The organism is Corallococcus macrosporus DSM 14697, from assembly GCF_002305895.1.
Taxonomy (GTDB): Bacteria; Myxococcota; Myxococcia; order Myxococcales; family Myxococcaceae; genus Myxococcus; species Myxococcus macrosporus.
On record NZ_CP022203.1, the window covers coordinates 4038902 to 4058783 of the forward strand.

The 19882-nt window shown below is 72.3% G+C and carries 14 protein-coding genes; 11 read left to right on the forward strand and 3 right to left on the reverse strand.

Annotation, left to right across the window (positions count from 1 at the left end; all coding sequences use genetic code 11):
* Positions 1 to 149 precede the first annotated feature (149 nt).
* The gene (locus MYMAC_RS17045; RefSeq protein ID WP_043711148.1) at positions 150 to 2294 is read right to left on the reverse strand and encodes a M13 family metallopeptidase; all 2145 of its coding nucleotides are present in this window, start codon (positions 2292 to 2294) and stop codon (positions 150 to 152) included.
* A gap of 245 nt (positions 2295 to 2539) precedes the next feature.
* Here MYMAC_RS17045 and MYMAC_RS17050 point away from each other — a divergent pair, with 245 nt between their 5' ends.
* From MYMAC_RS17050 to MYMAC_RS17060, 3 genes are all read left to right on the forward strand, one after another.
* Entirely contained in the window at positions 2540 to 3145 is a 606-nt protein-coding gene (locus MYMAC_RS17050) for a DUF4136 domain-containing protein (RefSeq protein WP_043713239.1), read from the forward strand.
* A 94-nt stretch (positions 3146 to 3239) separates the two neighbouring features.
* Complete coding sequence (locus tag MYMAC_RS17055) at positions 3240 to 4238, forward strand: Rieske 2Fe-2S domain-containing protein (protein WP_239989575.1); 999 nt, start codon at positions 3240 to 3242, stop codon at positions 4236 to 4238.
* Between the two features lie 17 nt (positions 4239 to 4255).
* Positions 4256 to 4906: a TetR/AcrR family transcriptional regulator gene (locus tag MYMAC_RS17060; RefSeq protein ID WP_095958843.1), complete on the forward strand. Its 651-nt coding sequence runs from the start codon at positions 4256 to 4258 to the stop codon at positions 4904 to 4906.
* Between the two features lie 140 nt (positions 4907 to 5046).
* Here MYMAC_RS17060 and MYMAC_RS17065 read toward each other — a convergent pair whose 3' ends face one another.
* Entirely contained in the window at positions 5047 to 5448 is a 402-nt protein-coding gene (locus tag MYMAC_RS17065; protein WP_095958844.1) for a hypothetical protein, read from the reverse strand.
* Positions 5449 to 5591: 143 nt separating this feature from the next.
* On the opposite strand from MYMAC_RS17065, the gene MYMAC_RS17070 reads away from it, so the two are divergent.
* Positions 5592 to 6833 carry an MFS transporter gene (locus tag MYMAC_RS17070; RefSeq protein ID WP_239989576.1) on the forward strand — a complete coding sequence of 414 codons (1242 nt, stop codon included), beginning with the start codon at positions 5592 to 5594 and terminating at the stop codon, positions 6831 to 6833.
* A gap of 31 nt (positions 6834 to 6864) precedes the next feature.
* On the opposite strand, the gene MYMAC_RS17075 is transcribed toward MYMAC_RS17070, so the two are convergent.
* Positions 6865 to 8202 (reverse strand): hypothetical protein, encoded by a 1338-nt coding sequence (locus MYMAC_RS17075; protein ID WP_095958846.1) that lies wholly within the window; start codon positions 8200 to 8202, stop codon positions 6865 to 6867.
* A 375-nt stretch (positions 8203 to 8577) separates the two neighbouring features.
* Here MYMAC_RS17075 and opgC point away from each other — a divergent pair, with 375 nt between their 5' ends.
* The 7 genes from opgC to MYMAC_RS17110 all read left to right on the forward strand — a co-directional run bounded on the left by opgC (position 8578) and on the right by MYMAC_RS17110 (position 19878).
* Positions 8578 to 9702, forward strand: coding sequence for an OpgC domain-containing protein (gene opgC / locus MYMAC_RS17080; RefSeq protein WP_095958847.1), 1125 nt, complete (start codon positions 8578 to 8580; stop codon positions 9700 to 9702).
* A gap of 60 nt (positions 9703 to 9762) precedes the next feature.
* Positions 9763 to 10971 (forward strand): TolC family protein, encoded by a 1209-nt coding sequence (locus MYMAC_RS17085; RefSeq protein WP_095961600.1) that lies wholly within the window; start codon positions 9763 to 9765, stop codon positions 10969 to 10971.
* Positions 10968 to 12083: an efflux RND transporter periplasmic adaptor subunit gene (locus MYMAC_RS17090; protein ID WP_095958848.1), complete on the forward strand. Its 1116-nt coding sequence runs from the start codon at positions 10968 to 10970 to the stop codon at positions 12081 to 12083. Before MYMAC_RS17085 ends, MYMAC_RS17090 begins: the two co-directional genes overlap by 4 nt.
* On the forward strand, positions 12080 to 15169 hold the full coding sequence (locus MYMAC_RS17095; protein ID WP_095958849.1) for an efflux RND transporter permease subunit: 3090 nt from the start codon (positions 12080 to 12082) through the stop codon (positions 15167 to 15169). Before MYMAC_RS17090 ends, MYMAC_RS17095 begins: the two co-directional genes overlap by 4 nt.
* Before the next feature lie 22 nt (positions 15170 to 15191).
* Positions 15192 to 15872, forward strand: coding sequence for a response regulator transcription factor (locus MYMAC_RS17100; protein ID WP_095958850.1), 681 nt, complete (start codon positions 15192 to 15194; stop codon positions 15870 to 15872).
* Positions 15869 to 17227 (forward strand): sensor histidine kinase, encoded by a 1359-nt coding sequence (locus tag MYMAC_RS17105; protein ID WP_095958851.1) that lies wholly within the window; start codon positions 15869 to 15871, stop codon positions 17225 to 17227. Before MYMAC_RS17100 ends, MYMAC_RS17105 begins: the two co-directional genes overlap by 4 nt.
* 98 nt (positions 17228 to 17325) lie before the next feature.
* Entirely contained in the window at positions 17326 to 19878 is a 2553-nt protein-coding gene (locus MYMAC_RS17110; RefSeq protein WP_095961601.1) for an excinuclease ABC subunit UvrA, read from the forward strand.
* The last annotated feature ends 4 nt before the right edge of the window (positions 19879 to 19882 follow it).

Sequence of the window (19882 nt, forward strand, 5' to 3'; positions counted from 1 at the left end):
CGGCGGCGAGCGAACCGCCAGGCGACGACGGCACACGCCGCCTGGCGGGAACGACGGCTGACGACTACAGGCCAGGCCGGCACACCTTGCCATCGCAGTAGTAGCCATCCGGACAAGGCTTCGGCACAGGAGAAGCCGTCAAATGGCGCCTACCAGATGCGAACGCGCTGCGCTGGCGCCAGGTACAGCGTCTGGCCCGGCTTGACCTCGAACGCGCCATACCAGGCATCCTGGTTCCGCACGGTGGCGGTGCGGTACGGGCCCGGGGCGTGGCCGTCCGTCATGAGGATGCGGCGCAGGTACGGCTCGCGGAAGTTGGTGCGCCACACCTGGCCGAAGCCGAGGAAGAAGCGCTGGTCCCCGGTGAACCCGTCGATGACGGGCGCGGGCTTGCCGCCCAGGGAGAGCTGGTAGGCGTCATGGGCCACGGCGACGCCCGCCATGTCCGCGATGTTCTCGCCCAGCGTCAGCTCGCCATTCACGGACAGGTCCGGCAGCGGGCGGTAGGCGTCGTACTGCGCCGCCAGCGCCTTGCCGGCGGCCTGGAACCGCGCCTCGTCCTCCTTCGTCCACCAGTTCTCCAGCTTGCCGCGCGCGTCGAACTTGGCGCCCACGTCGTCGAAGCTGTGGACGATTTCGTGGCCGATGACGGCGCCGATGCCGCCGTAGTTCACGGCCGGGTCCGCGTTCGCGTCGAAGAAGGGCGGCTGGAGGATGGCGGCCGGGAAGATGATGGAGTTCTGCTGCGGTGAGTTCAGCGCGTTCACCAACTGCGGGACCATGTACCACTCCGTCCGGTCCACCGGCTGGCCCAGCTTGGCGAGGTTGCGCTGGTACTCGAAGCGGACGGCGCGCTCGGCGTTGCCGTAGGCGTCACCGGCCACGATTTCGAGCCCCGAGTAGTCCCGCCACTTCTCCGGATGGCCGATGCTGGCCTGGAGCGTGCCCACCTTCTCCTTGGCCTTGGCCCGCGTCTCAGGCGACATCCACGTCAGCGCGTCGATGCGCTTGTCGAACGCGGTGATGATGTTGCGGACCATGGCCTCCGCTTCCGCCTTCACCTCCGGCGGGAAGTACTTCGCCACGTAGAGCTTGCCCACCGCCTCGCCCATCAGGCCGTTGGCGGCGTCCACGCCGCGCTTCCAGCGCTCCCGCATGGCGGGCGTGCCGCTGAGCGTCTTGCCGTTGAAGGCGAAGCTCTCATCGACGAAGGCCTTGGACAGGACGGGCGCCGCGCGGGCCACCGCGTGGAAGGCCAGGTAGTCCTTCCAGGCCTGGAGGGGCTCGCTCTGGGTGAGCTTCGACAGGCCCGTCAGCGCGCTCGGCTGCCAGACGATGAACTGCTCCTGCGTCCCCAGGCCCGCGGCGTCGAAGAACGCCTGCCACGCGAGGCCGGGCGCGCGCTTCGCGAACTCCGCGCGGGGCCAGGGGTTGTTCGCCTTGGACACGTCCCGCGTGTCCACCTGGGACCAGTGCGCCTGGGCAATCTTCTTCTCCAGCGCGAAGACGCGGGCCGCGCGCGCCTCCACGTCATCGAAGCCGGCCAGCTTCAGCATGGCCGCGATGTGCGCCTGGTACTTCTTGCGCAGCTCCGTGAAGCGGGGGGTGTCGGCCAGGTAGTAGTCCCGGTCGGGCAGCCACAGGCCGCCTTGCAGCAGGTAGGGCGCGTAGCGCGACGGCTCGTTCAGGTCCTCGGCCACCCAGAGCCCGAAGAGCCGGTCCGTGGTGACGTCGCCCATGTTGAGCGCGTCCACGTCCGCGCGCAGGGTGGCGCCCAGCACCGTGGCCAGCGCCTTGCGCTGGGAGATGGCGGCGATGCGCTCCAGCTCCGGCTCGAGCGGCGCCACGCCCCTGGCCTCGATGGCCGCCTCGTCCATGAAGCTGGCGAAGAGGTCGCCCACCTTGCGGGCCTCGCTGCCCTCGGGGGCCTGGCGCTGCGCCTCGATGAGCTCGCGGTTGCGCTGGTCCGCCTGCTCCGCCAGCGTCGTGAACATGCTGTAGCTGGAGCGGTCCGCCGGAATCTCCGTCCGCTTCACCCAGGTGCCATTGGCGAAGCCGTAGAAGTCATCACCGGGGGCCACGTCGCGGTCCATCCCGTCGGTGTCGAAGCCGAAGGTTCCATACGTGGGCTTGGGCGCGGGCGCCGGAGCCTCGGCGGGCGCCGCGGCCACGGGGGCAGGGGGCTCCGTCTTCTCCGCGGAGCTGGAGGAGGCGCACGAGGTGAGCAGGGCGGAGGTGCACGCGGAGACCAGCACATGCCTGGCGCCGGGGAAACGTCGTTGGGGATGTGTCAAGGGATGCTCCTGGAACAGGGGGCTTCGAGCCGAAGACCGGGGGTATAGACGGTCTGACGTGCGAAGGCGCGGGCCGAACAGCCGAACCCGCGGTTTCATCCCGGCCAGGCGGACCTTTCGCCTGGACCTGCTCCGCCACAGGCGCCGGACGGCCGGGCCACCCCGAAGGGGGGCGTGACGGACGCCTAGCTTTCCCTGGAGCCGGTGCCGCGATGTGTCCGCGCCCCGACATCCAGGAGGCTCCCATGCGGCTGTTGTTCCGAATCATCCCCGTGCTGTTGGGGCTGGCGCTGGCGGCCTGCTCGGGCATCCGCGTCAACACCCACTACGACCCCTCGGCCATTGAACGAATCGAGAGCTTCCGGCGCTACGCCTGGCTGCCGCAGCCCCAGGGCAAGGACCCTCGCGTCTACAACGACATCGTCGACGTGCGGGTGCGCATGGCGGTGGACCAGGAGCTGAAGTCCCGTGGCTACCAGCGGGTGGACATGAGCGAGGACCCTGACTTCCTCGTGGGGTGGCAGGGCGCCATCGACACGAAGATCTCCGTCGACACCGTGGACTCCTTCTACGGCTATCCCTGGGGTCCGTACTGGAGCCCCTGGAGCTCCTTCTACGGGCCATATGGCTACCCCTACGGCATGGGCGGACCGCGCACCTATGTCCGTGAATACGACGTGGGCACGCTCATCCTCGACGGCGTGGACGCCCGGGAGCAGCGGCTCGTCTGGCGGGGCACGGCCCAGGCCGAGCTCGACCAGGACCTGTCCTCCGACGCGCTCCAGAAGAAGATCAACGACGCCGTGCACAAGATGCTGTCGCGCTTCCCGCCCAGCCCGGAAGCGTCCTGAGCCGGAGAGCGGGCCACCGCGTTTTCCGTTGCGTGCGCCCCTCCCGCGCGCCAGTATTAGACCAGTGGTCCAACCATTGGTCTAAAAGGAGCGCATGATGAATGAGGCGACGGGGCTGCCGCACGGCGAGCAGTGGGCGGCGCATTGGTACGCGGTGGCCCGGAGCCCGGCGCTTGGGAGGGAGCGGCCCCTGGGGCTCCAGCGCCTGGGGCGGCGGCTCGTGCTCTGGCGCGACGCGGCGGGGGAGGCGCACTGCGCGGACGCGGCGTGTCCGCATCGAGGCGCGGACCTCGGGCTCGGGCGCGTGCGGGAGGGGGCGTTGGAGTGCCCCTACCATGGCTTCCGCTACGAAGGAGGGGGCGCCTGTCTGGCCATGCCCTGCGAGGGCCGCGACGCGAAGCCCTCACGCGCGCTCGCGCTGCGCGTGCATCCGGTGCGGGAAGCGCATGGGTTCATCTGGGCCTGGCTGGGCGGCCAGGCGCGCGCGCCGCTTCCCCCGCTGCCCTGGCTTGCGGGCGCGCCGGAGCCCGCCGCGAACAGCGCGTCCGTGGAGGAGGTCTGGGGCGCGCGCTTCACGCGGGTCATGGAGGGGATGATGGACCTCCACCACTTCCCCTTCGCGCACCGCCGCTACGTCCCTCCGGGTTACACGCGGCTGGACCCCTACGAGGTGCAGGTGGAGGAGGGCGCCATCCGGACCGTCGGCTGGCTCCGCAAGGAGGAGCGGCCTCCAGGGACGGGGTTCCGCTTCGACATCCACGTGGGTTACCCAGGGGTGCTGCACCTTCGCTTCACGCCCCGGCTGGAGGCGGCCGTGGTCTGCACGCCCGTGGACGCCGAGCACACGTGGATCGCCGCGCGCTTCCACCAGGAATACGTGAGGCTGCCAGGTCTGCGGTGGCTCGCCGCCCGGCTGGCCATCGCCTTCGAGTTCCGCGTCATCCAGCCGGACGACCACCGGATGGTCCGCTCCAGCCTGCCGCGCTCCGGTGCGCTGACGCATGGCACGCTGGTCCGGGCGGACCGCGCCATCGTGGCGTGGCACCAGCTTCACCGCTCGGCGCTCGGCGACGACACCCCCGGCGCATCCTGATAGAAGCCAGGCCTGCGATGCCCCGTCCCCGCGCCAGCAGGCTCGACCCCGAGCGCCGCCAGACCCTCCTCGACGTGGCCGCGGAGGAGTTCGCGGAGCACGGCTTCGACGGGGCGTCATTCAACCGCATCCTGGAGCGCGCGGGGTTCTCCAAGGGCGTCGCGTACTACTACTTCGAGGGCAAGGACGACCTGTATGCCGCCGTGCTGGCCCTCACGTTGGAGGCGCTGGCGCAGCGCTTCGGCGCGTGGCAACGGCCCCCGGACGCGGACGGCTTCTGGCGCACGCTGCGCGAGCGCTACTTCGCGCTGACGTCCCACATCATCAACGACGAGCGCTCGGCCCGGCTCCTCCGGAGCATGTCGCAGGCGCGCACCCATCCGAAGCTCCAGGAGGCGTGGCTGCGCTTCGAAGGGCCGCTGGTGGCGTGGTTCCAGCGGGTGCTCGAGGACGGGCGCGCGCTGGGCGCGGTGCGGGCCGATGTGCCGGAGTCCCTGCTGCTGACGTCCCTCATGGGCATTGGCCAGGCCTCGGATGGGTGGCTGCTGGAGCAGTGGGCCCAGAAGGGGGCGCCCGCGCTCCGGAAGGGCGCGGCGCAGGTGTTCTCCCTCTTCGAGGACCTGCTCACGCCCAGGCCCGTGGGACTGGCGCCCGCGAAGCGGCGCTAGGAGTGTGTTGGGGTAAGCCGAAAAACGGCATCCGACCCACGAGATCTGGTACCGGGCCTCAAAGCTTGATCCAATCTGTAGTGGGTCATCCGATTACTCCAACAGGCTCCTAGACAATCCCACGGAGGGACGCGCCCGCCTCAGTACGAGCAGGCGCGGTTGAAGCAGTATCCCTGGGTGCCCTGGCAGACGCAGTCCGCGTCATCGATGCAGCGCGTGGACGGACAGACCGGTCCACCGCCGCCGCCGCCACCACCGCCGCCGTGCGTGTAGCTGCAGGCGTTGCGCGAACACGCCGCCGTCCTCGCGGTGGGGCACGCGTCCCAACAGTCCTGGTCGGAGCTGCACCGGACGCTGATGCAGACCAGGCCCGAGACTTCATCATCCGCGCGGACGTCGGAGCTGGACGGCGTGCCTTGCGAGCACACCGCCGCGCTCGCCAGGGTCCGGGTGGATTCAGACGGCTCCGCGCTGGCCGTGGCCGCCGTGAAGGCCAGCAGGACGGCGACGCTCCACGACAGGCTGGGTCGACGGGAAGACATGGTGACGCTCCTCTCAATCCCCGAAGCGGCCCATGGCGAAGTGCAAGGGTTCCGGGGAGGTCAAGGCTATCATGGCTGCGGCTGTCCTTACGGCGGGTGCGATTCCTGTTCCCCTGGCGCGCGGGGCCGTGAATCATCCCGGCATGCCCCAGCCCGCCTGGACTTCTCCCGTGCCTCGCAGCGTGCAGCGCCGGGTCCGAGCGCTCGTCTTCGTCACGGTGTTCCTGGACCTGGTGGGCTTCGGCCTCATCATCCCGCTGCTGCCGTTCTACGTGGAGTCCATGGGCGGGTCGGCCACCACGGCGGGCGTGCTGCTGGCGTTGTTCTCCTTCGCGCAGCTCGTGGCGTCACCGGTGCTGGGGCGTCTGTCGGACCGGGTGGGGCGCCGCCCCGTCATCCTGTTGAGCCTCCTGGGCAACGCCATCTCCATGGCGCTGTTCGCGTACTCCACCCACGTCCAGTGGCTGCCGTGGCTGTTCGCGTCGCGGCTGCTCGCCGGGGCCACCGCGGGCAACCTGGCGGCGTGTCAGGCGGCGGTGGCGGACGTCACGGAGGAGCACGCGCGGGCCGCGGGCATGGGCCGCGTGGGCGCGGGCATTGGCCTGGGCATGGTGCTGGGGCCCGTCATCGGCAGCGTCCTCCACGTGTACGGCGCCTGGGCCCCGCCGCTGGCGGGCGCGGTGATGGCGGCCGCGGCGATGCTGGGGGTCTTCTTCTTCTTTCCGGAGACGCATCACCCGCAGGCCGCGTCGCGGCCGACGCCAGGGCGTCCCCGCGTGCGGCTGGCGGAGGTCCTGGCCCGGCCCGGGTTGGGCGCGGTGCTGGCGCTGACGTTCCTGGTGTTCATCGGCATGACGAACCTCCAGGTGTCGCTGGGGCTGCTGGCCCAGGCGCGGTTCGGCTGGGGCGAGCGGGAGATTGGCCGCCTCTTCGCGCTGATGGGCCTGGTCACCTTCGTGCTTCAGGCCTTCGGCATCGGCTGGCTGACGCGCCGGGTGCGCGACACGACGCTGGTGCTGGTGGGGGCCTTGAGCATGGGCACCGGGCTCGCGTGCATCGCCGCCGCGAGCCATGGCGCCATGCTGGTGCTGGCCATGGTGCTGGTGGGGACGGGGACGGGGTTGTTGCAGCCGCTGATGGCCAGCCTCGCCTCCGGGTTCGCGGGCAGCGAGCTGCGCGGCGGCGTGCTGGGCGTGGTGCAGTCGGCGGGAGGCCTGGCGCGCGTGGTGGGGCCGGTGTGGAGCGGCTTCCTCTACTCGCGGCTGGGGCCGGGCGCGCCCTTCACCAGCGGCGCCGCGGCGTCCGGCATCGCCTTGTTGGTGGCGGCCTCGCTCCTGCGGCGGCGCGTCCCGGAGGCACCGCCGCAGTCGAGCATGAAGGCCTGAGATACGCGCTCCACCGCGTGCCCCGTGAGGCTCACAGGCAGTACTGCGCGAACGTCGGACTGGCGCAGAGCTTCTGGAAGGCCGTCACGTCGCAGGTGTCGGCCCCGGGCGCGCTGACGCAGGGATTGCCGATGGCGCCGCCGTAGTCCATGCAGGAGAACTCGACGCGCTCGCCATGGAGGGTGGTGACCGCCACCACGCGGTTGTCGTACTGGCCGTTGACGACGCAGCGGTCCTCCACGCCCGCGCGGTCCACGGTGTAGACGCCCTGGGACAGGAGGTTGGGGCACTCCACCGTGCAGCTCGTGGGCGACTCGGGCGGGCGGAAGCCGTACATGAAGGTGTTGGGCTGGCCCGTGACGGCCGCGTAGGTGCCCGTCGGCGCGCCCGTGGCGCTCAGCGGGTCGCCGGAGCCATTCCAGTTCCCCTTGGCCAGCGAGTACGCGCTCACGCCCACCGCGGCGAGCGCGTTCAGCGCATCCGCGTGGCTGCCGGCCGCGCCGTAGAAGGTGCGGAAGCCGCGGACCTCCCCCGGGGCCAGCGAGCCCAGCCGGAAGTCGAACTGCGCGCCCAGGTCGCCCGGGCCCAGGTTCGTGAAGTCGCCCAGGCCGCCCATGACGGGGAAGTCGGGCGCCAGGGGCGACAACGAGACGAAGTTGTTGTCGACCGCGCCCACCACCCAGGGGTTGCCCGAGGTGCCCGCGACGGTGACGTACTCGGAGAAGGTGTTGGGCAGGACGTCGTAGTCGATGCCGCGCGTGTAGCGCAGGTCGGCGACGAAGGCCGTGCCGATGTTCTCGATGAGGACGTTCACCTGGTACAGGAAGGTCGTCACCGGTGACGGCGTGTAGATGTGCGTCACGCGGAAGGTGTCGCCGACCCGGACCACGGACAGGGTGGAGATGGGGGAGGGCGCGTTGATCTCCACCGTGAGGTTGCTGGAGGAACCGCAGCCGGCGGAGCTGTGGCCGCTGATGCCCAGGTCGGCGCTCGCGACGCCCCAGCCTTCGCAGGGGCTCCCCGGGGCCGCGGCCTCTCCGTTCGTGGGCAGGTAGCGCAGGCCCACCCAGCTCGTGCCGTGCGTGCCGCTGGAGACGGGCTGGGTGGGGCACGGAATGTTCAGGTGGCCCGCGGGGGCGACGCCGAGCCGGACCACCCCGTTGTCAATCATCCCCGGACAGTCGGGGAGGGGCGGGGGAATGAGGTGCGTCTCCGGGGCGGGCGAGGGCTTCAGCGCCTTCGCGTTCTGGGGGTGGGGCCGCACCTTCGCGTCGACGCCGGGCTGAGGCTCCGGAGGGGCGGCCAGGGCCTGTCCGCTCCACGAAAGGGCGCAGAGCAGGGCCGTGTGCAGCAGGCGCTGGGGACTCATTGAAACGCGCATCCAAGCTCTCCTGTGCCCGGGAGCCGGGCATGACGGGGGGGCGATTTCCGACCTGCGGTGCCGTCGCGGTGCCACACCTTGGGGCGCTGCGAGGGCGCGCGCGCCATGGGGGTGGCCCCGTGGCGCGCCCAGCCTAGTCAGTTGCTGTGCGTATGGGTGGGGTTTTCCCGGCGTCTCGGTGACGCGGGGTGAAGCGGCGGGTGTCTGGGCGCTACGCTGGCGCGCCGTTTCTCACAGGATGCGCAAGGGGCCCTGAGAGGACGTGTCCGGCGGAATCGACTTTGGACTGTCTGGAATTCTCCGCCGAGGGCATCCTCGACGTCCCACCTGCCCCGAGCCCTTGCCAGGCAGACCTTGGTGCTCATGAAACGCAGACCCGAGTTCGACAGCTTGCGCGGCGTGTTGCTCGTGCTGATGACGCTGACGCACCTGCCGACGCGCCTGAATACGTTCAGCAACCAGCCCTTCGGCTTCGTCTCCGCGGCCGAGGGGTTCGTCTTCCTGTCCGCGTTCCTCGTCGGCGTGGTGTACGCCCGGAAGGTCGATGACGCGGACCCGAACGTCCTGTGGCGCGGCCTCTGGCAGCGGGCGCTCAAGGTCTACGGCTACCACGTGGCGTTGCTGGCGTTCGCGTTCGCCGTCATCGGGACGCTGGGCATGACGACGCACCGTCCCGCCATCCACAACCTGCTGGCCTTCTTCCACGAGGACCCCGTCACCGCGCTCTGGGGCAGCCTGTTCCTGCTCTACTGTCCGCCGCTGCTCGACATCCTGCCGCTCTACGTCTTGCTGCTCCTGGTGACGCCCTTCATCTTCCTGGGCGCGCGCCGGCTGGGGTGGACGAAGGTCCTATGCGTGAGCGGGTTGGTCTGGCTGTCGGCGCAGTTGGGATTGAAGCGCGCGCTCTACGACTTGCTGGTGTTCATCCCCGTGCTGCCCTGGCCGCCGCTGCGCATCGAGCTGTCGGGGGCCTTCGACTTCTTCGGCTGGCAGTTCCTCTGGGTGCTGGGCGTGTGGCTGGGCGTGGCCCGGGCCACGGCGCCGGAGGCGCGCGAGCCCGTCTCGCCAGTGCTCCTCACCGGCGCGCTGGTGGTCAGCGTGGCGCTGCTGCTGCTCCGCTACCAGGTGGGCATCTTCAACATCGACTTCGGGGTGTACGGGGCGCTCATCGACAAGTGGACCCTGGCCCCGGTGCGGCTGGTGAACTTCCTGGCCATGGCGCTGCTGGTGAGCTGGTTCAGCCCCAAGGTGTTCCGCTGGCTGCGTCCGCGCGTGCTCGAGGCGCTGGGGCGGGCGTCCCTGCCGGTGTTCTCCGTGCACCTGGTGCTGTGCCTGCTGAGCCTGGCGCTCCTCAATGAGAACGAGGACCCGCTGGCGGACTGGGAAGAGCTGGCCGTGCTGGTGGCGACCTTCTCCGTGATGCTCCTGGTGGCGTGCCGGCAGGCGGCCGCCGTGCGCGACAGCCACCCCCGCCGAAGGGACGTCTGAGCGTTTTCTCAGGATGCCCTCAAGTGACGCGCGCGTGCCCTCTCTAGGGTGCGCCGCATCATGTGGGCGCTCCTCGTCACGCTTCTCGCCGCGGCCCCCGCGTTCGGCCACCCCCCGCTGTCCTTCGAGGAGGCGCAGGCCGAGGCCGCGAAGGCCGCGTTACCCGCCAGCCTCGCGCGTGCCGTGGAGGCGCGGCGTGTCTGGGATGCCCGGCTGCCTGCGCTCGCGGCCAACCCGACGCTCAGCGTGATTCCGGGGCGGCGCGCCCAGCCGGACGGTCCGGGCTTTGAGGTGACGGTGGCGGTGGAGCAGCCACTCTTCCTGTCGGACCTGGCGGGGGCGCAGCGCGACGCGGCGCGAGCGGAGACCCGCGCCTTGGAGAAGGAGGCCGTGGCCGCGCTGGTGGAGCGCCGCCTGGAGGTCGCCCGGGCGTGGCTGACGCTGTGGGCCGCGCAGCAGGCCGCCGCTTCGGCCGCGCACGAGGCGGCGCTCGCGGAGACGCTCCGGAAGTCCATGGCGGAGGCCCTGGCCCTGGGCGGCGCCACCCGCCTGGAGGTGGCGGAGGCCGAGGGCTTCGAGGCGGAGGCGCGGCTCTCCCACCTGAGCCGGGACGCCGAGGTGATGCATGCGCGCCTCGCCCTGGCCGTGTTGCTGGGCCGTCCACCCGGCGCGCCGTTGACGGCGGCGGAGGCGCTGCCGGTGGTGGCGCTGCCGCCCGCCGCCGAGGAGCCGCGGTGGTTGGCGCGTGCGGGGGAGCTGCCGGCGGCGGAGGCGCGGCGGCTGCTCGGCGCGGCGGAGCGGGCGCGCGCGGTGGAGGTCCGGGCCGCGCGAGGCTGGCAGGTGACGCTGGGGGCCCAGGGCGTGCGCGAGTACTACGGCGGCCTCAGTGGGCTGCTGACGGTGGGCGTGACGCCGCCGGTGTTCGATTCGGGCCAGCGTGAGCGGGGCGCCCTGCTGGCCTCGGCCGAGCGGCTGGATGGCGAGGCACAGGAAGCCGCGGTGCGCGCCGCGGCGGAGCTGGCCCAGGCCTTTCACGAGCGCGAGCACACCGGCGCGCAGCTCACCCTCGTCGAGAAGTCCCTGGTGCCCGCGGCGGAGGAAGCGGCGCGGTTGGCCGACGTGCTGCTGCGCGCGGGCCAGAGCACGCTGCCCGATGTCCTCCGCGCCCGCCGTGCCCGTGCCGCCGCCAACGCGCGGCTCGCGTTTGCCCGCGGCGAGGCCTCGCTGGCCGCCGCGCGGCTCCACCTCCTCCTCTCCGCCCTGCCATGACGCTCTTCGTCCGACGCCTCGTCTCCGTGCCGCTGCTCGTCCTGGGGGCGGCCTGCACCTCGAATCCCTCCGCCCCGGCCGCTCCCGCGTCAGAGCCCCCACCGCGCGCCTCGGCGTCCTCCGCCTGGGTGCCGGTGCGGGCCGCGTCGCGCGTGGCCCTGGCCGAGGCGCCCGCGCTGGTGCTCTCCGGCCCGGACACCACCGCGGCGTTGACGGCGCCGTTTCGCGCGCGGGTCCAGCGGGTCCGCGCGCGCCCGGGCCAGACGGTGGAGCAGGGGGCCCCGCTCATCGAGGTGCTGATGCCCGAGGTGGTGCAGGCCGCGGGCGCCGCCAGCGCCGCCGCGCTCCGGCTGGAGGCCTACTCCCGGCAGGTGGAGCGCTTGGAGGCGCTCCATGCCCAGGGCCTGGCGAAGCTGCCCGAGCTGGCGGAGGCCCAGACGCAGCAGGCGGAGGCCCGCGCCGCCCTGGTGGCCGCGCACGCCGTCCTGCGCGTGGCGGGCATCGCGCCCGGTGAGGCGCGCGCCGTGGCCGAGCGGGGCACCGTGTGGCTCAAGAGCCCGATTGCCGGCGTCGTCACCGAGGTGCGCGCGGTGCTGGGCGAGGTGCAGCCGGAGGCCAGCGCCGCGTTGGCGCGCGTGGCCTCGGATGGGCCGGCGCGCCTGGAGGCCCGGCTGTCGGTCCGTCCTCCGGAGGGCGCCAGCTTCGCCTTCGTCTCGTCCCTGGGCGCGCCGACGCCGGTGCGGCTGGTGGGGCAGTCACCCCAGGTGGACGCGGCGGACGGCACCTTCCGCGCGTGGTTCGAGCCGGAGGAGGGCGTCGTGCTGCGCGCGGGCCTGGGTGGGCGCCTGCGCATCCACGCCGCGCCGGCCGAGGACACCGTCCTGGTGCCCGCGCGGGCCCTGGCCTTCGAGAACGAGCGGACGCTCGTCTTCGTGCGCGGCGGGGATGGCAAGGCCGTGCGCCGCGACGTGGAGGTGCTGGCCACGTCGGGGGCCGAGGCGCTGGTGAAGGGCGCGGTGTCCACCCGGGACTCGGTCGCGGCGGATGGCGCGGTGTTGCTCCTGGAGGCGCGAGGTCAGGAGGACGCGGGTGGGAATGAGGTGGCGCCGTGATTGAGGCCCTCGTCCGCCTGTCGGTGCGGCACCGGGGTTGGGTGCTGGCCTTGACGGGGATGCTCGCGCTCGCGGGCCTGGCCGTGTCGCTCCGGTTGGAGCTGGACGCGATGCCGGACATCACCACCAACCAGGTGCTCGTGCTCACGCGCGCGCCCGGCCTCACGCCCGAGGAGGTGGAGCGCCTGGTGACGCGGCCCGTGGAGGTGGCCCTGGGCGGCATGCCCGGGCTGGAGGCGCAGCGCAGCCTGTCGCGCTACGGGCTCTCCTCCGTGACGGCGGTGTTCGCCGACGACGTGGACCCCTACCGGGCCCGGCAGTTGGTGCAGGAGCGCCTCAACGTGTTGGGCGCGTCGCTGCCGCCTGGCGTCGACCCGCCGGAGCTGGGCCCGCTCACCGGCGGCCTGGGCGAGGTGTTCCACTTCACGCTGTCGTCGCCAGAGCGCACCGGGGCGCAGTTGCTCGAGCTGACGCAGCTCCGGGTGGCGCCCCGCCTGCGCTCCGTGCCCGGAGTGGTGGAGGTCAATAGCTGGGGCGGCCAGCAGCGCACGCTGGAGATTCGCGCGGACGCGGTCCGGCTGGCCCAGCGGGGCGTGACGCTCGCGCAGCTTCGGGACGCCCTGGAGCGCGCCACGGGCAGCGCGCCCGGCGCGAGCCTCCCGGTGGGCGAGCGCCACGTCCTGATTCGCGCGGTGGCGAGGCCTCGGGGGCCGGCGGACCTGACCGAGGCGCTGATTCCCCGGGCCGGAGCGCAGGCCGTGCGCCTGGGGGACGTGGCCGAGGTGACGGAGGGCGCGCTGCCGCGCATCGGCAGCGCCACCTCCAACGGCCGCGGCGAGACGGTGTACGTCATGGTGCAGATGCTGCGGGACGCCAACGCGCTCGCGGTGACGGGAGACCTCTCCGCCGCGCTGCCCGAGGTGCGCGCCCTGCTGCCGGAGGACGTGCGCCTGGACGTCGTCTATGACCGCGCCACGCTGGTGCGAGGCACCGTGAAGACGGTGGGGAAGAACCTGCTGGAAGGCGGCCTGCTCGTCGTGGGCGTGCTCTTCCTGCTGCTGGGGAGCGTGCGCGCTGGCCTGCTCGTCGCGTCCGCCATCCCCCTGTCCATGCTGGGCGCCACCTCCGCCATGGTGGCGCTGGACATCCCCGGCAACCTGATGAGCCTGGGTGCCATCGACTTCGGCCTGCTGGTGGACGGCGCGGTGGTGATGGTGGAGGGCCTGTTCCACCGCCTGGCCCACCTGACCCCGGAGGAGAAGCAGCGCGAGCCGCGGGAGCACGTCGAGGAGACGGCCGTGTCGCTGGCCCGGCCCGTCTTCTTCTCCGTGCTCATCATCCTGCTGGTGTACCTGCCCATCCTGTCCCTGCGCGGGGTGGACGGGAAGATGTTCCGGCCCATGGCGATGACGGTCGTCTTCGCGCTGGCCACCGCGCTGGTGCTGTCGCTGACCTTCATCCCCGCCGCCGCGAGCTGGCTCATCCGCCCCGAGCACGTCCCCGCGCGCGAGCCGCTGCTGGTCCGCTGGTTCGAGCGGCTCTATGCGCCGGTGCTCGGCCGGAGCGTGCGCTCGCGCATCCCCGTGGCGGCCGTCGCGGTGTTCCTGCTGGGCGTGGGCGGCTGGTTGTTCGCCCGCGCGGGCACGGAGTTCACGCCGCAGTTGGATGAAGGGGACATGGTCATCCAGACGACCCGCGCGCCAGACATCAGCCTGGAGGCCGCGGTGAGCGAGGCGGGGCGGATGGAGCGGGCGTTGCTGGAGGCCATCCCGGAGGTGCGGCAGGTCGTCTCGCGCGTGGGCAGCCCCGCGGTGGCCACCGACATCATGGGCCTGGAGATGGCGGACGTCTTCGTGGCGCTGGCGCCGCGTGACGCGTGGCGGCCGGGGCTCACCCGTGAGTCGCTCATCGCGGAGATGGAGCAGGTGCTCGAAGCGCGCGCGCCGGGCGGCGAGCCGTCCTTCACCCAGCCCATCCAGATGCGCTTCAACGAGCTGCTGGGCGGCGCGGTGACGGACGTGGCGCTGAGCATCTACGGCGAGGACCTGGGCGAGCTGGGCCGGCTGGCGCGCAAGGCGGCGGCGATGTTGAGCGAGGAGGCCGGCGCGGTGGACGTGCGCGTGCTCGCGCCGCCCGAGGTGCCGCTCTTCGAGGTGGCGCCCCGGCCGCTGGACGCGGCGCGCGCGGGCCTGGGCGCGGTGGACGTGCTGGAGGCGGTGCGCGCGGTCCGCAGTGGCGTGGAGGTGGGGGCCACCTGGGATGGCGCGGTGCGTGTGCCCCTCGTCTTGCGGCTGATGGGGGCGCAGGACGCCTTCTCGCTCGCCGAGTTGCCCGTTCCCACCGAGACGGGCGGGCTCGTCCCGCTGTCCCGCGTGGCGGACGTGCGCCTGACGTCCTCGCCCGGGCTGGTGAGCCGGGAAGGGGGGCAGCGGCGGCTGGTGGTGGGCTTCAACGTGCGCGGCGCGGACCTGGGCTCGGTGGTGGAGCGGGCGCGGGCCCGCGTGGAGCAGTCGCTCGCTCCGCCTGACGGCTACCGGCTCGAGTGGGGCGGCCAGTACGAGACCTTGACGGAGGCGCGCCAGCGGCTTTCGCTGGTGCTTCCCGCCGTGGCCCTCCTCATCTTCGCCGTGCTGCTCTTCGCCTTCCGCCGCCTGCGCCCCGCGCTGGCCATCTTCGCCAACGTCCCCTTCGCGTGCGTGGGCGGCATGATGGCGCTGGCCTCCCGGGAGCTGCCCGTGTCCATCTCCGCCGCGGTGGGCTTCATCGCGCTGTCCGGCATCGCGGTGCTCAACGGCGTGGTGCTGATGTCCCGCGAGCAGCGGCTCGAGGAGGAGGGCCACCTGCCCGCGGAGGCCGTGGTGCTGGCGGCGCGCGAGCGGGCCCGGCCGGTGTTGATGACGGCGCTGGTGGCGGCGCTGGGGTTCATTCCGATGATGCTCGCCCAGGGGGTGGGCGCGGAGGTTCAGCGGCCCCTTGCCACGGTGGTGGTGGGCGGGCTGGTCACCTCCACGCTGCTGACATTGGTTATCCTCCCCACGCTCTACCCGTGGTTCGCGGGCAGGGCGCGCGCCCAGGCCCGGGCATGAGGGCGCGGAGGAAGGCGGTGCCGTGAGGCTGTTGCTGGTGGAGGACGAGGAGCGGATGGCGAAGCTTCTCCGGCGAGGGCTCGGAGAAGAGGGCCACCTCGTGGACACCTGCCGCACGGCGGAGGACGCGCTGGAGCAGGCGGGGGAGGTGGCCTACGACGCCATCATCCTCGACTGGGCGCTGCCCGGCATGGACGGCGTGGCCCTGCTGCGCCGCTGGCGCGAGCGCGGCTTGATGACGCCGGTGCTGATGCTCACCGCGCGCGGCACGGTGGGGGAGCGGGTGACGGGACTGCGCGCGGGCGCGGACGACTACCTGGTGAAGCCCTTCGCCTTCGAGGAGCTGCTCGCGCGGCTGGAGGCGCTCCACCGCCGCTCGGAGGGCCAGGCGCAGTCCTGGAGCGTGGGGCCCATCCACATCGACACCCGGCGGCGCACGCTGACGTGTGGTGAGCGGGAGGTGACGCTGACCGGCCGTGAGTTCGCGCTGCTGGGGGAGTTCGCCTCGCGCGCGGGGGAGGTCCACACCCGCTCCAGCCTGCTGGCGAAGGTGTGGGGCCCCAGCTTCGACGGGCCGCCCAACATCGTGGACGTCTACGTGGGCTACGTGCGCGCGAAGCTGTCGGACGTGGGCGCGGAGGGCGTGTCCATCCAGGCGGTGCGTGGCGTGGGCTTCCGCCTGGTGGTCGAGGGCTCGCGATGAGGCTGGTCCGGCGGATGTGGCTGTGGGGCGCCGTGGTGCCCGTGGTGGCGGTGGCCGCCGCGCTGGGCGTGGCCGTCCAGGTGTGCCGCGTGGTGCTCGAACGCGCCATGGACGAGGCCCTCCTGTCTCAGGCCGCGGCGGAGAGCGTGAGCCTCTTCGACGCCCCGGACGGGCGCCCACACCTGCACGTGGAGCCGTCCCCGCTGGCGGGCGAGGTGCGCGCCTTCGTGCCCGCCACCCGGCTCTACGGGCCGGATGGGAGCCTGCTTGGCGTCTTCCCGCCCGAATCACCCACCGTCTCCGAGCGGGTGCTGCCCGAGGCCGGGCCCACGTCACGGCTGGAGACGCGCAGCGTCGGCACGGGCACGCGGCTGCGCGTGCTGACGGTGCAGGTGCGCTCGCCGGAGGGCGTGCCGCACGTGCTGCAACTGGTGGGCTCCCTGGGGGCGGTGGACCAGGCGGTGGGCACCTTCACCTCGGTGGCCACGGTGCTGGCGTTGTTGCTGGGCGGCGTGCTGATTGGCATCCAGGGCTGGCAGGCGAAGGGGCTGGCGCGGCGGCTGCACGGCATCGCGGAGCAGGTGGCTCGCTCGCGCGACGGCGGTGTGATGGCGCCCGCGCCCGCGGATGAGCCTCGGGACGAAATCATGGAGGTGCGTCAGGCGCTGACGGAGGCCGCGCTGCGGGTGCGCATGGCGCGCGAAGCGCAAGAGCGCCTCATCGCGCGTGCCGCGCACGAGCTGCGCACCCCCCTGGCGCTCATGCGCACCGGCCTGGACCTGGCGCTTCGGCGCGAGCGCGGCGCGGAGGAGCTGCGCACCGTGCTGGAGGAGAACCGGCGCGAGGTGGACCGGCTGGCCGGCGTGGCCGGTGCGCTGCTCGAGCTGTCGGCGGCGGGCGGCGCGCTCGACATGGCGCAGAGCGACGCGCGCGTCCTGCTGGAGGAGGCCGCCGCGGGGGCCCGGGCCGAGGCGGACCTTCGCGGCGTGGCGCTGCGCGTGGTGGGCCCCGACGAGGCCGCCTGCCGGATGGACGCGATGGCGGTGCGTCGCGCGGTGGACAATCTGCTGGCGAACGCCCTGCGCTACGCGCCCCACGGCTCCGAGGTGCGGCTGGAGCTGGCGCGACGGGAGGCGCACTGGGAGGTCGCGGTGCAGGACGCGGGGCGGGGCATCCCCGAGGCGCACCGTGAAGACGTCTTCACGCCGTTCCACCGCCTGGAGAAGGACGCGGGGGGCGTGGGCCTGGGGCTCAGCCTCGTGCGCGAGGTGGCTCGGGGGCACGGCGGAGACGCACGCGTGGTGGAGAGCCCGGGCCCTGGCGCGCGGGTGGTGCTGACCCTTCCTCGCCCCTGAGTGCGGAGTGTCACGCCGCGTTCCCGCGTTGCTCCCGCCGCTGTCTCGGGTACAAATCCGCCGCGACTCGTCCCTTTCGACAACTCAGCGTGGTGCGCATGGCCAGGGCTCGCGGTTCCAAGCAACATCCAGATTCGTCACGTCCCACCGAGCAGGGCTTCGTGGAGGTTCGAGGCGCTCGCCAGCACAACCTGAAGAACGTCGACGTCAGGCTGCCTCGTGACGCGTTCGTCGTGTTCACCGGCGTGTCCGGTTCCGGCAAGTCGTCGCTGGCCTTCGGCACGCTCTACGCCGAGGCGCAGCGGCGGTACTTCGAGTCTGTCGCGCCGTTCGCGCGGCGCCTCATCGACCAGGTGGGCGTCCCCGAGGTGGACGCCATTGACGGGCTGCCTCCCGCCGTGGCGCTCCAGCAGCACCGGGGCGCGCCCACGACGCGCTCGTCCGTGGGCAGCGTGACGACGCTGGCGAACTCGCTGCGGCTGCTGTACTCGCGCGCGGGGAAGTATCCACGGGGGCAGCCGCAGCTGGATTCGGATGCGTTCTCGCCCAACACGCCCGCGGGGGCGTGCCCTACGTGCCACGGGCTGGGCCGCGTCTACGAGGCCACCGAGCAGTCCATGGTGCCGGATGACTCACTGACCATCCGGGAGCGGGCGATCGCCGCCTGGCCTCTCTCGTGGCACGGCCAGAACCTGCGCGACATCCTGGTGTCGCTGGGCTACGACGTGGACCGCCCGTGGCGCGAGCTGCCCCAGAAGGACCGGGACTGGATTCTCTTCACGGACGAGCAGCCCTCGGTGCCCGTGTACGCGGGCCTCACGCCGGCCGAGACGCAGCGGGCCCTCAAGCGGAAGGCGGCGCCCAGCTACATGGGCACCTTCACCAGCGCCCGGCGCTACGTCCTTCATACCTTCGCCACCACGCAGAGCGCGCTGCTGAAGAAGCGCGCGTCGCAGTACATGGTGAGCGGCGACTGCTCCGAATGCCACGGCAAGCGGCTGCGCCGCGAGTCCCTGTCCGTCACCTTCGCGGGGCTCGACATCGGCGAGCTGTCCCGGCTGCCGCTCGGCGAACTCACGGACCTGCTCTCACCGGTGGCGGATGGGACGGCCAAGGACGTGGCCGCGTTGACCCGCGAGCACCCGGAGAAGGCGCTGGTGGCGCAGCGCATCGCGCAGGACGTGCTGGCGCGCATCGGCGTGCTGACGGAGCTGGGGCTGGGCTACCTCGCGCTGGAGCGGCCCACGCCCACGCTGTCGCCCGGTGAGCTCCAGCGGCTGCGGCTCGCCACGCAGGTGCGCTCCAACCTGTTCGGCGTGGTGTACGTGCTCGACGAGCCTTCCGCCGGGCTCCACCCCGCGGACACCGCGGCGCTGCTGCGGGCGCTGGACCAGCTCAAGGGCTCCGGCAACTCCCTGTTCGTGGTGGAGCACGAGGTGGACGTCATCCGTCACGCCGACTGGATTGTCGACGTGGGGCCCGAGGCGGGCGAGCACGGCGGACGGATTCTCTACAGCGGTCCGCTCGAAGGGCTGAAGGGTGTGAAGGCGTCCAGGACGCGGCGCTTTCTCTTCGACGAAGAGAAGCCCTCGCGCGGCGAGCGGCGCTCACCCAAGGGGTGGCTGCGCCTGAAGGGCGTGTCACGCAACAACCTGAAGGACCTGGACGTGGACTTCCCGCTGGGCGTGCTCACCACGGTGACGGGCGTGTCGGGCTCCGGCAAGTCGAGCCTGGTGAGCCAGGTCCTGGTGGAGCTGGTGGCGGGCCACCTGGGCCATGTGATGCCCGAGGACGAGGACGAAGGGGAGGCGCTGGAGCGCGCCGTCGTGCGCACCACCGGCGGCCGGATTGACTCCGGCATGGAGGGCATCAAGCGCCTGGTCCAGGTGGACCAGAAGCCCATTGGGCGCACGCCACGCTCCAACCTGGCGACGTACACGGGGCTGTTCGACAACGTCCGCAAGCTCTTCGCCGCCACGCCCGCCGCCAAGGCCCGCCGCTACGACGTGGGCCGCTTCTCCTTCAATGTGGCCAAGGGCCGCTGCGAGCGGTGTGAGGGGGAGGGCTTCGTGAGCGTGGAGCTGCTCTTCATGCCCAGCGTCTACGCGCCGTGCCCCTCCTGCCAGGGCGCCCGCTACAACGCGAAGACGCTGGAGGTGCGGTACCAGGGGAAGAACATCGCCGAGGTGCTGGGCATGACGGTGGACGCGGCCCATGACTTCTTCAGCGAAGAGCCCCTGGTGCAGCGCCCCCTCGCCGTCCTGCGGGAGGTGGGCCTGGGCTACCTGCGGTTGGGGCAGCCCGCCACCGAGCTGTCCGGCGGCGAGGCCCAGCGCATCAAGCTGGCCACGGAGCTTCAGCGCGCCCAGCGGGGCAGCTCCCTGTACGTGCTGGACGAGCCCACCACCGGCCTGCACCCCTCCGACGTGGACAATCTGATGACGCAGTTGGAGGGCCTGGTGGCCTCCGGCAACACCGTCATCCTCATTGAACACGACATCCGCGTGGTGGCCGCCAGCGATTGGGTCATCGACATGGGGCCGGGGGCTGGCGACAAGGGAGGGCGGGTCGTGGTGGCGGGTCCACCGGAAGTGGTGGTGGACGTGCCCTCCAGCGAGACCGCGCCCTACCTGAAAGCGGCCCTGGGCTGAGCCG

Coding starts and splice junctions, on each gene's coding strand:
- MYMAC_RS17090 (WP_095958848.1), top strand. CDS start 10,968: ATGACGCTCTTCGTCCGACGCCTCGTCTCCGTGCCGCTGCTCGTCCTG.
- opgC (WP_095958847.1), top strand. CDS start 8,578: ATGAAACGCAGACCCGAGTTCGACAGCTTGCGCGGCGTGTTGCTCGTG.
- MYMAC_RS17065 (WP_095958844.1), bottom strand. CDS start 5,448: ATGTCTTCCCGTCGACCCAGCCTGTCGTGGAGCGTCGCCGTCCTGCTG.
- MYMAC_RS17055 (WP_239989575.1), top strand. CDS start 3,240: ATGATGAATGAGGCGACGGGGCTGCCGCACGGCGAGCAGTGGGCGGCG.
- MYMAC_RS17110 (WP_095961601.1), top strand. CDS start 17,326: ATGGCCAGGGCTCGCGGTTCCAAGCAACATCCAGATTCGTCACGTCCC.
- MYMAC_RS17050 (WP_043713239.1), top strand. CDS start 2,540: ATGCGGCTGTTGTTCCGAATCATCCCCGTGCTGTTGGGGCTGGCGCTG.
- MYMAC_RS17085 (WP_095961600.1), top strand. CDS start 9,763: ATGTGGGCGCTCCTCGTCACGCTTCTCGCCGCGGCCCCCGCGTTCGGC.
- MYMAC_RS17060 (WP_095958843.1), top strand. CDS start 4,256: ATGCCCCGTCCCCGCGCCAGCAGGCTCGACCCCGAGCGCCGCCAGACC.
- MYMAC_RS17075 (WP_095958846.1), bottom strand. CDS start 8,202: ATGAGTCCCCAGCGCCTGCTGCACACGGCCCTGCTCTGCGCCCTTTCG.
- MYMAC_RS17070 (WP_239989576.1), top strand. CDS start 5,592: ATGCCCCAGCCCGCCTGGACTTCTCCCGTGCCTCGCAGCGTGCAGCGC.
- MYMAC_RS17105 (WP_095958851.1), top strand. CDS start 15,869: ATGAGGCTGGTCCGGCGGATGTGGCTGTGGGGCGCCGTGGTGCCCGTG.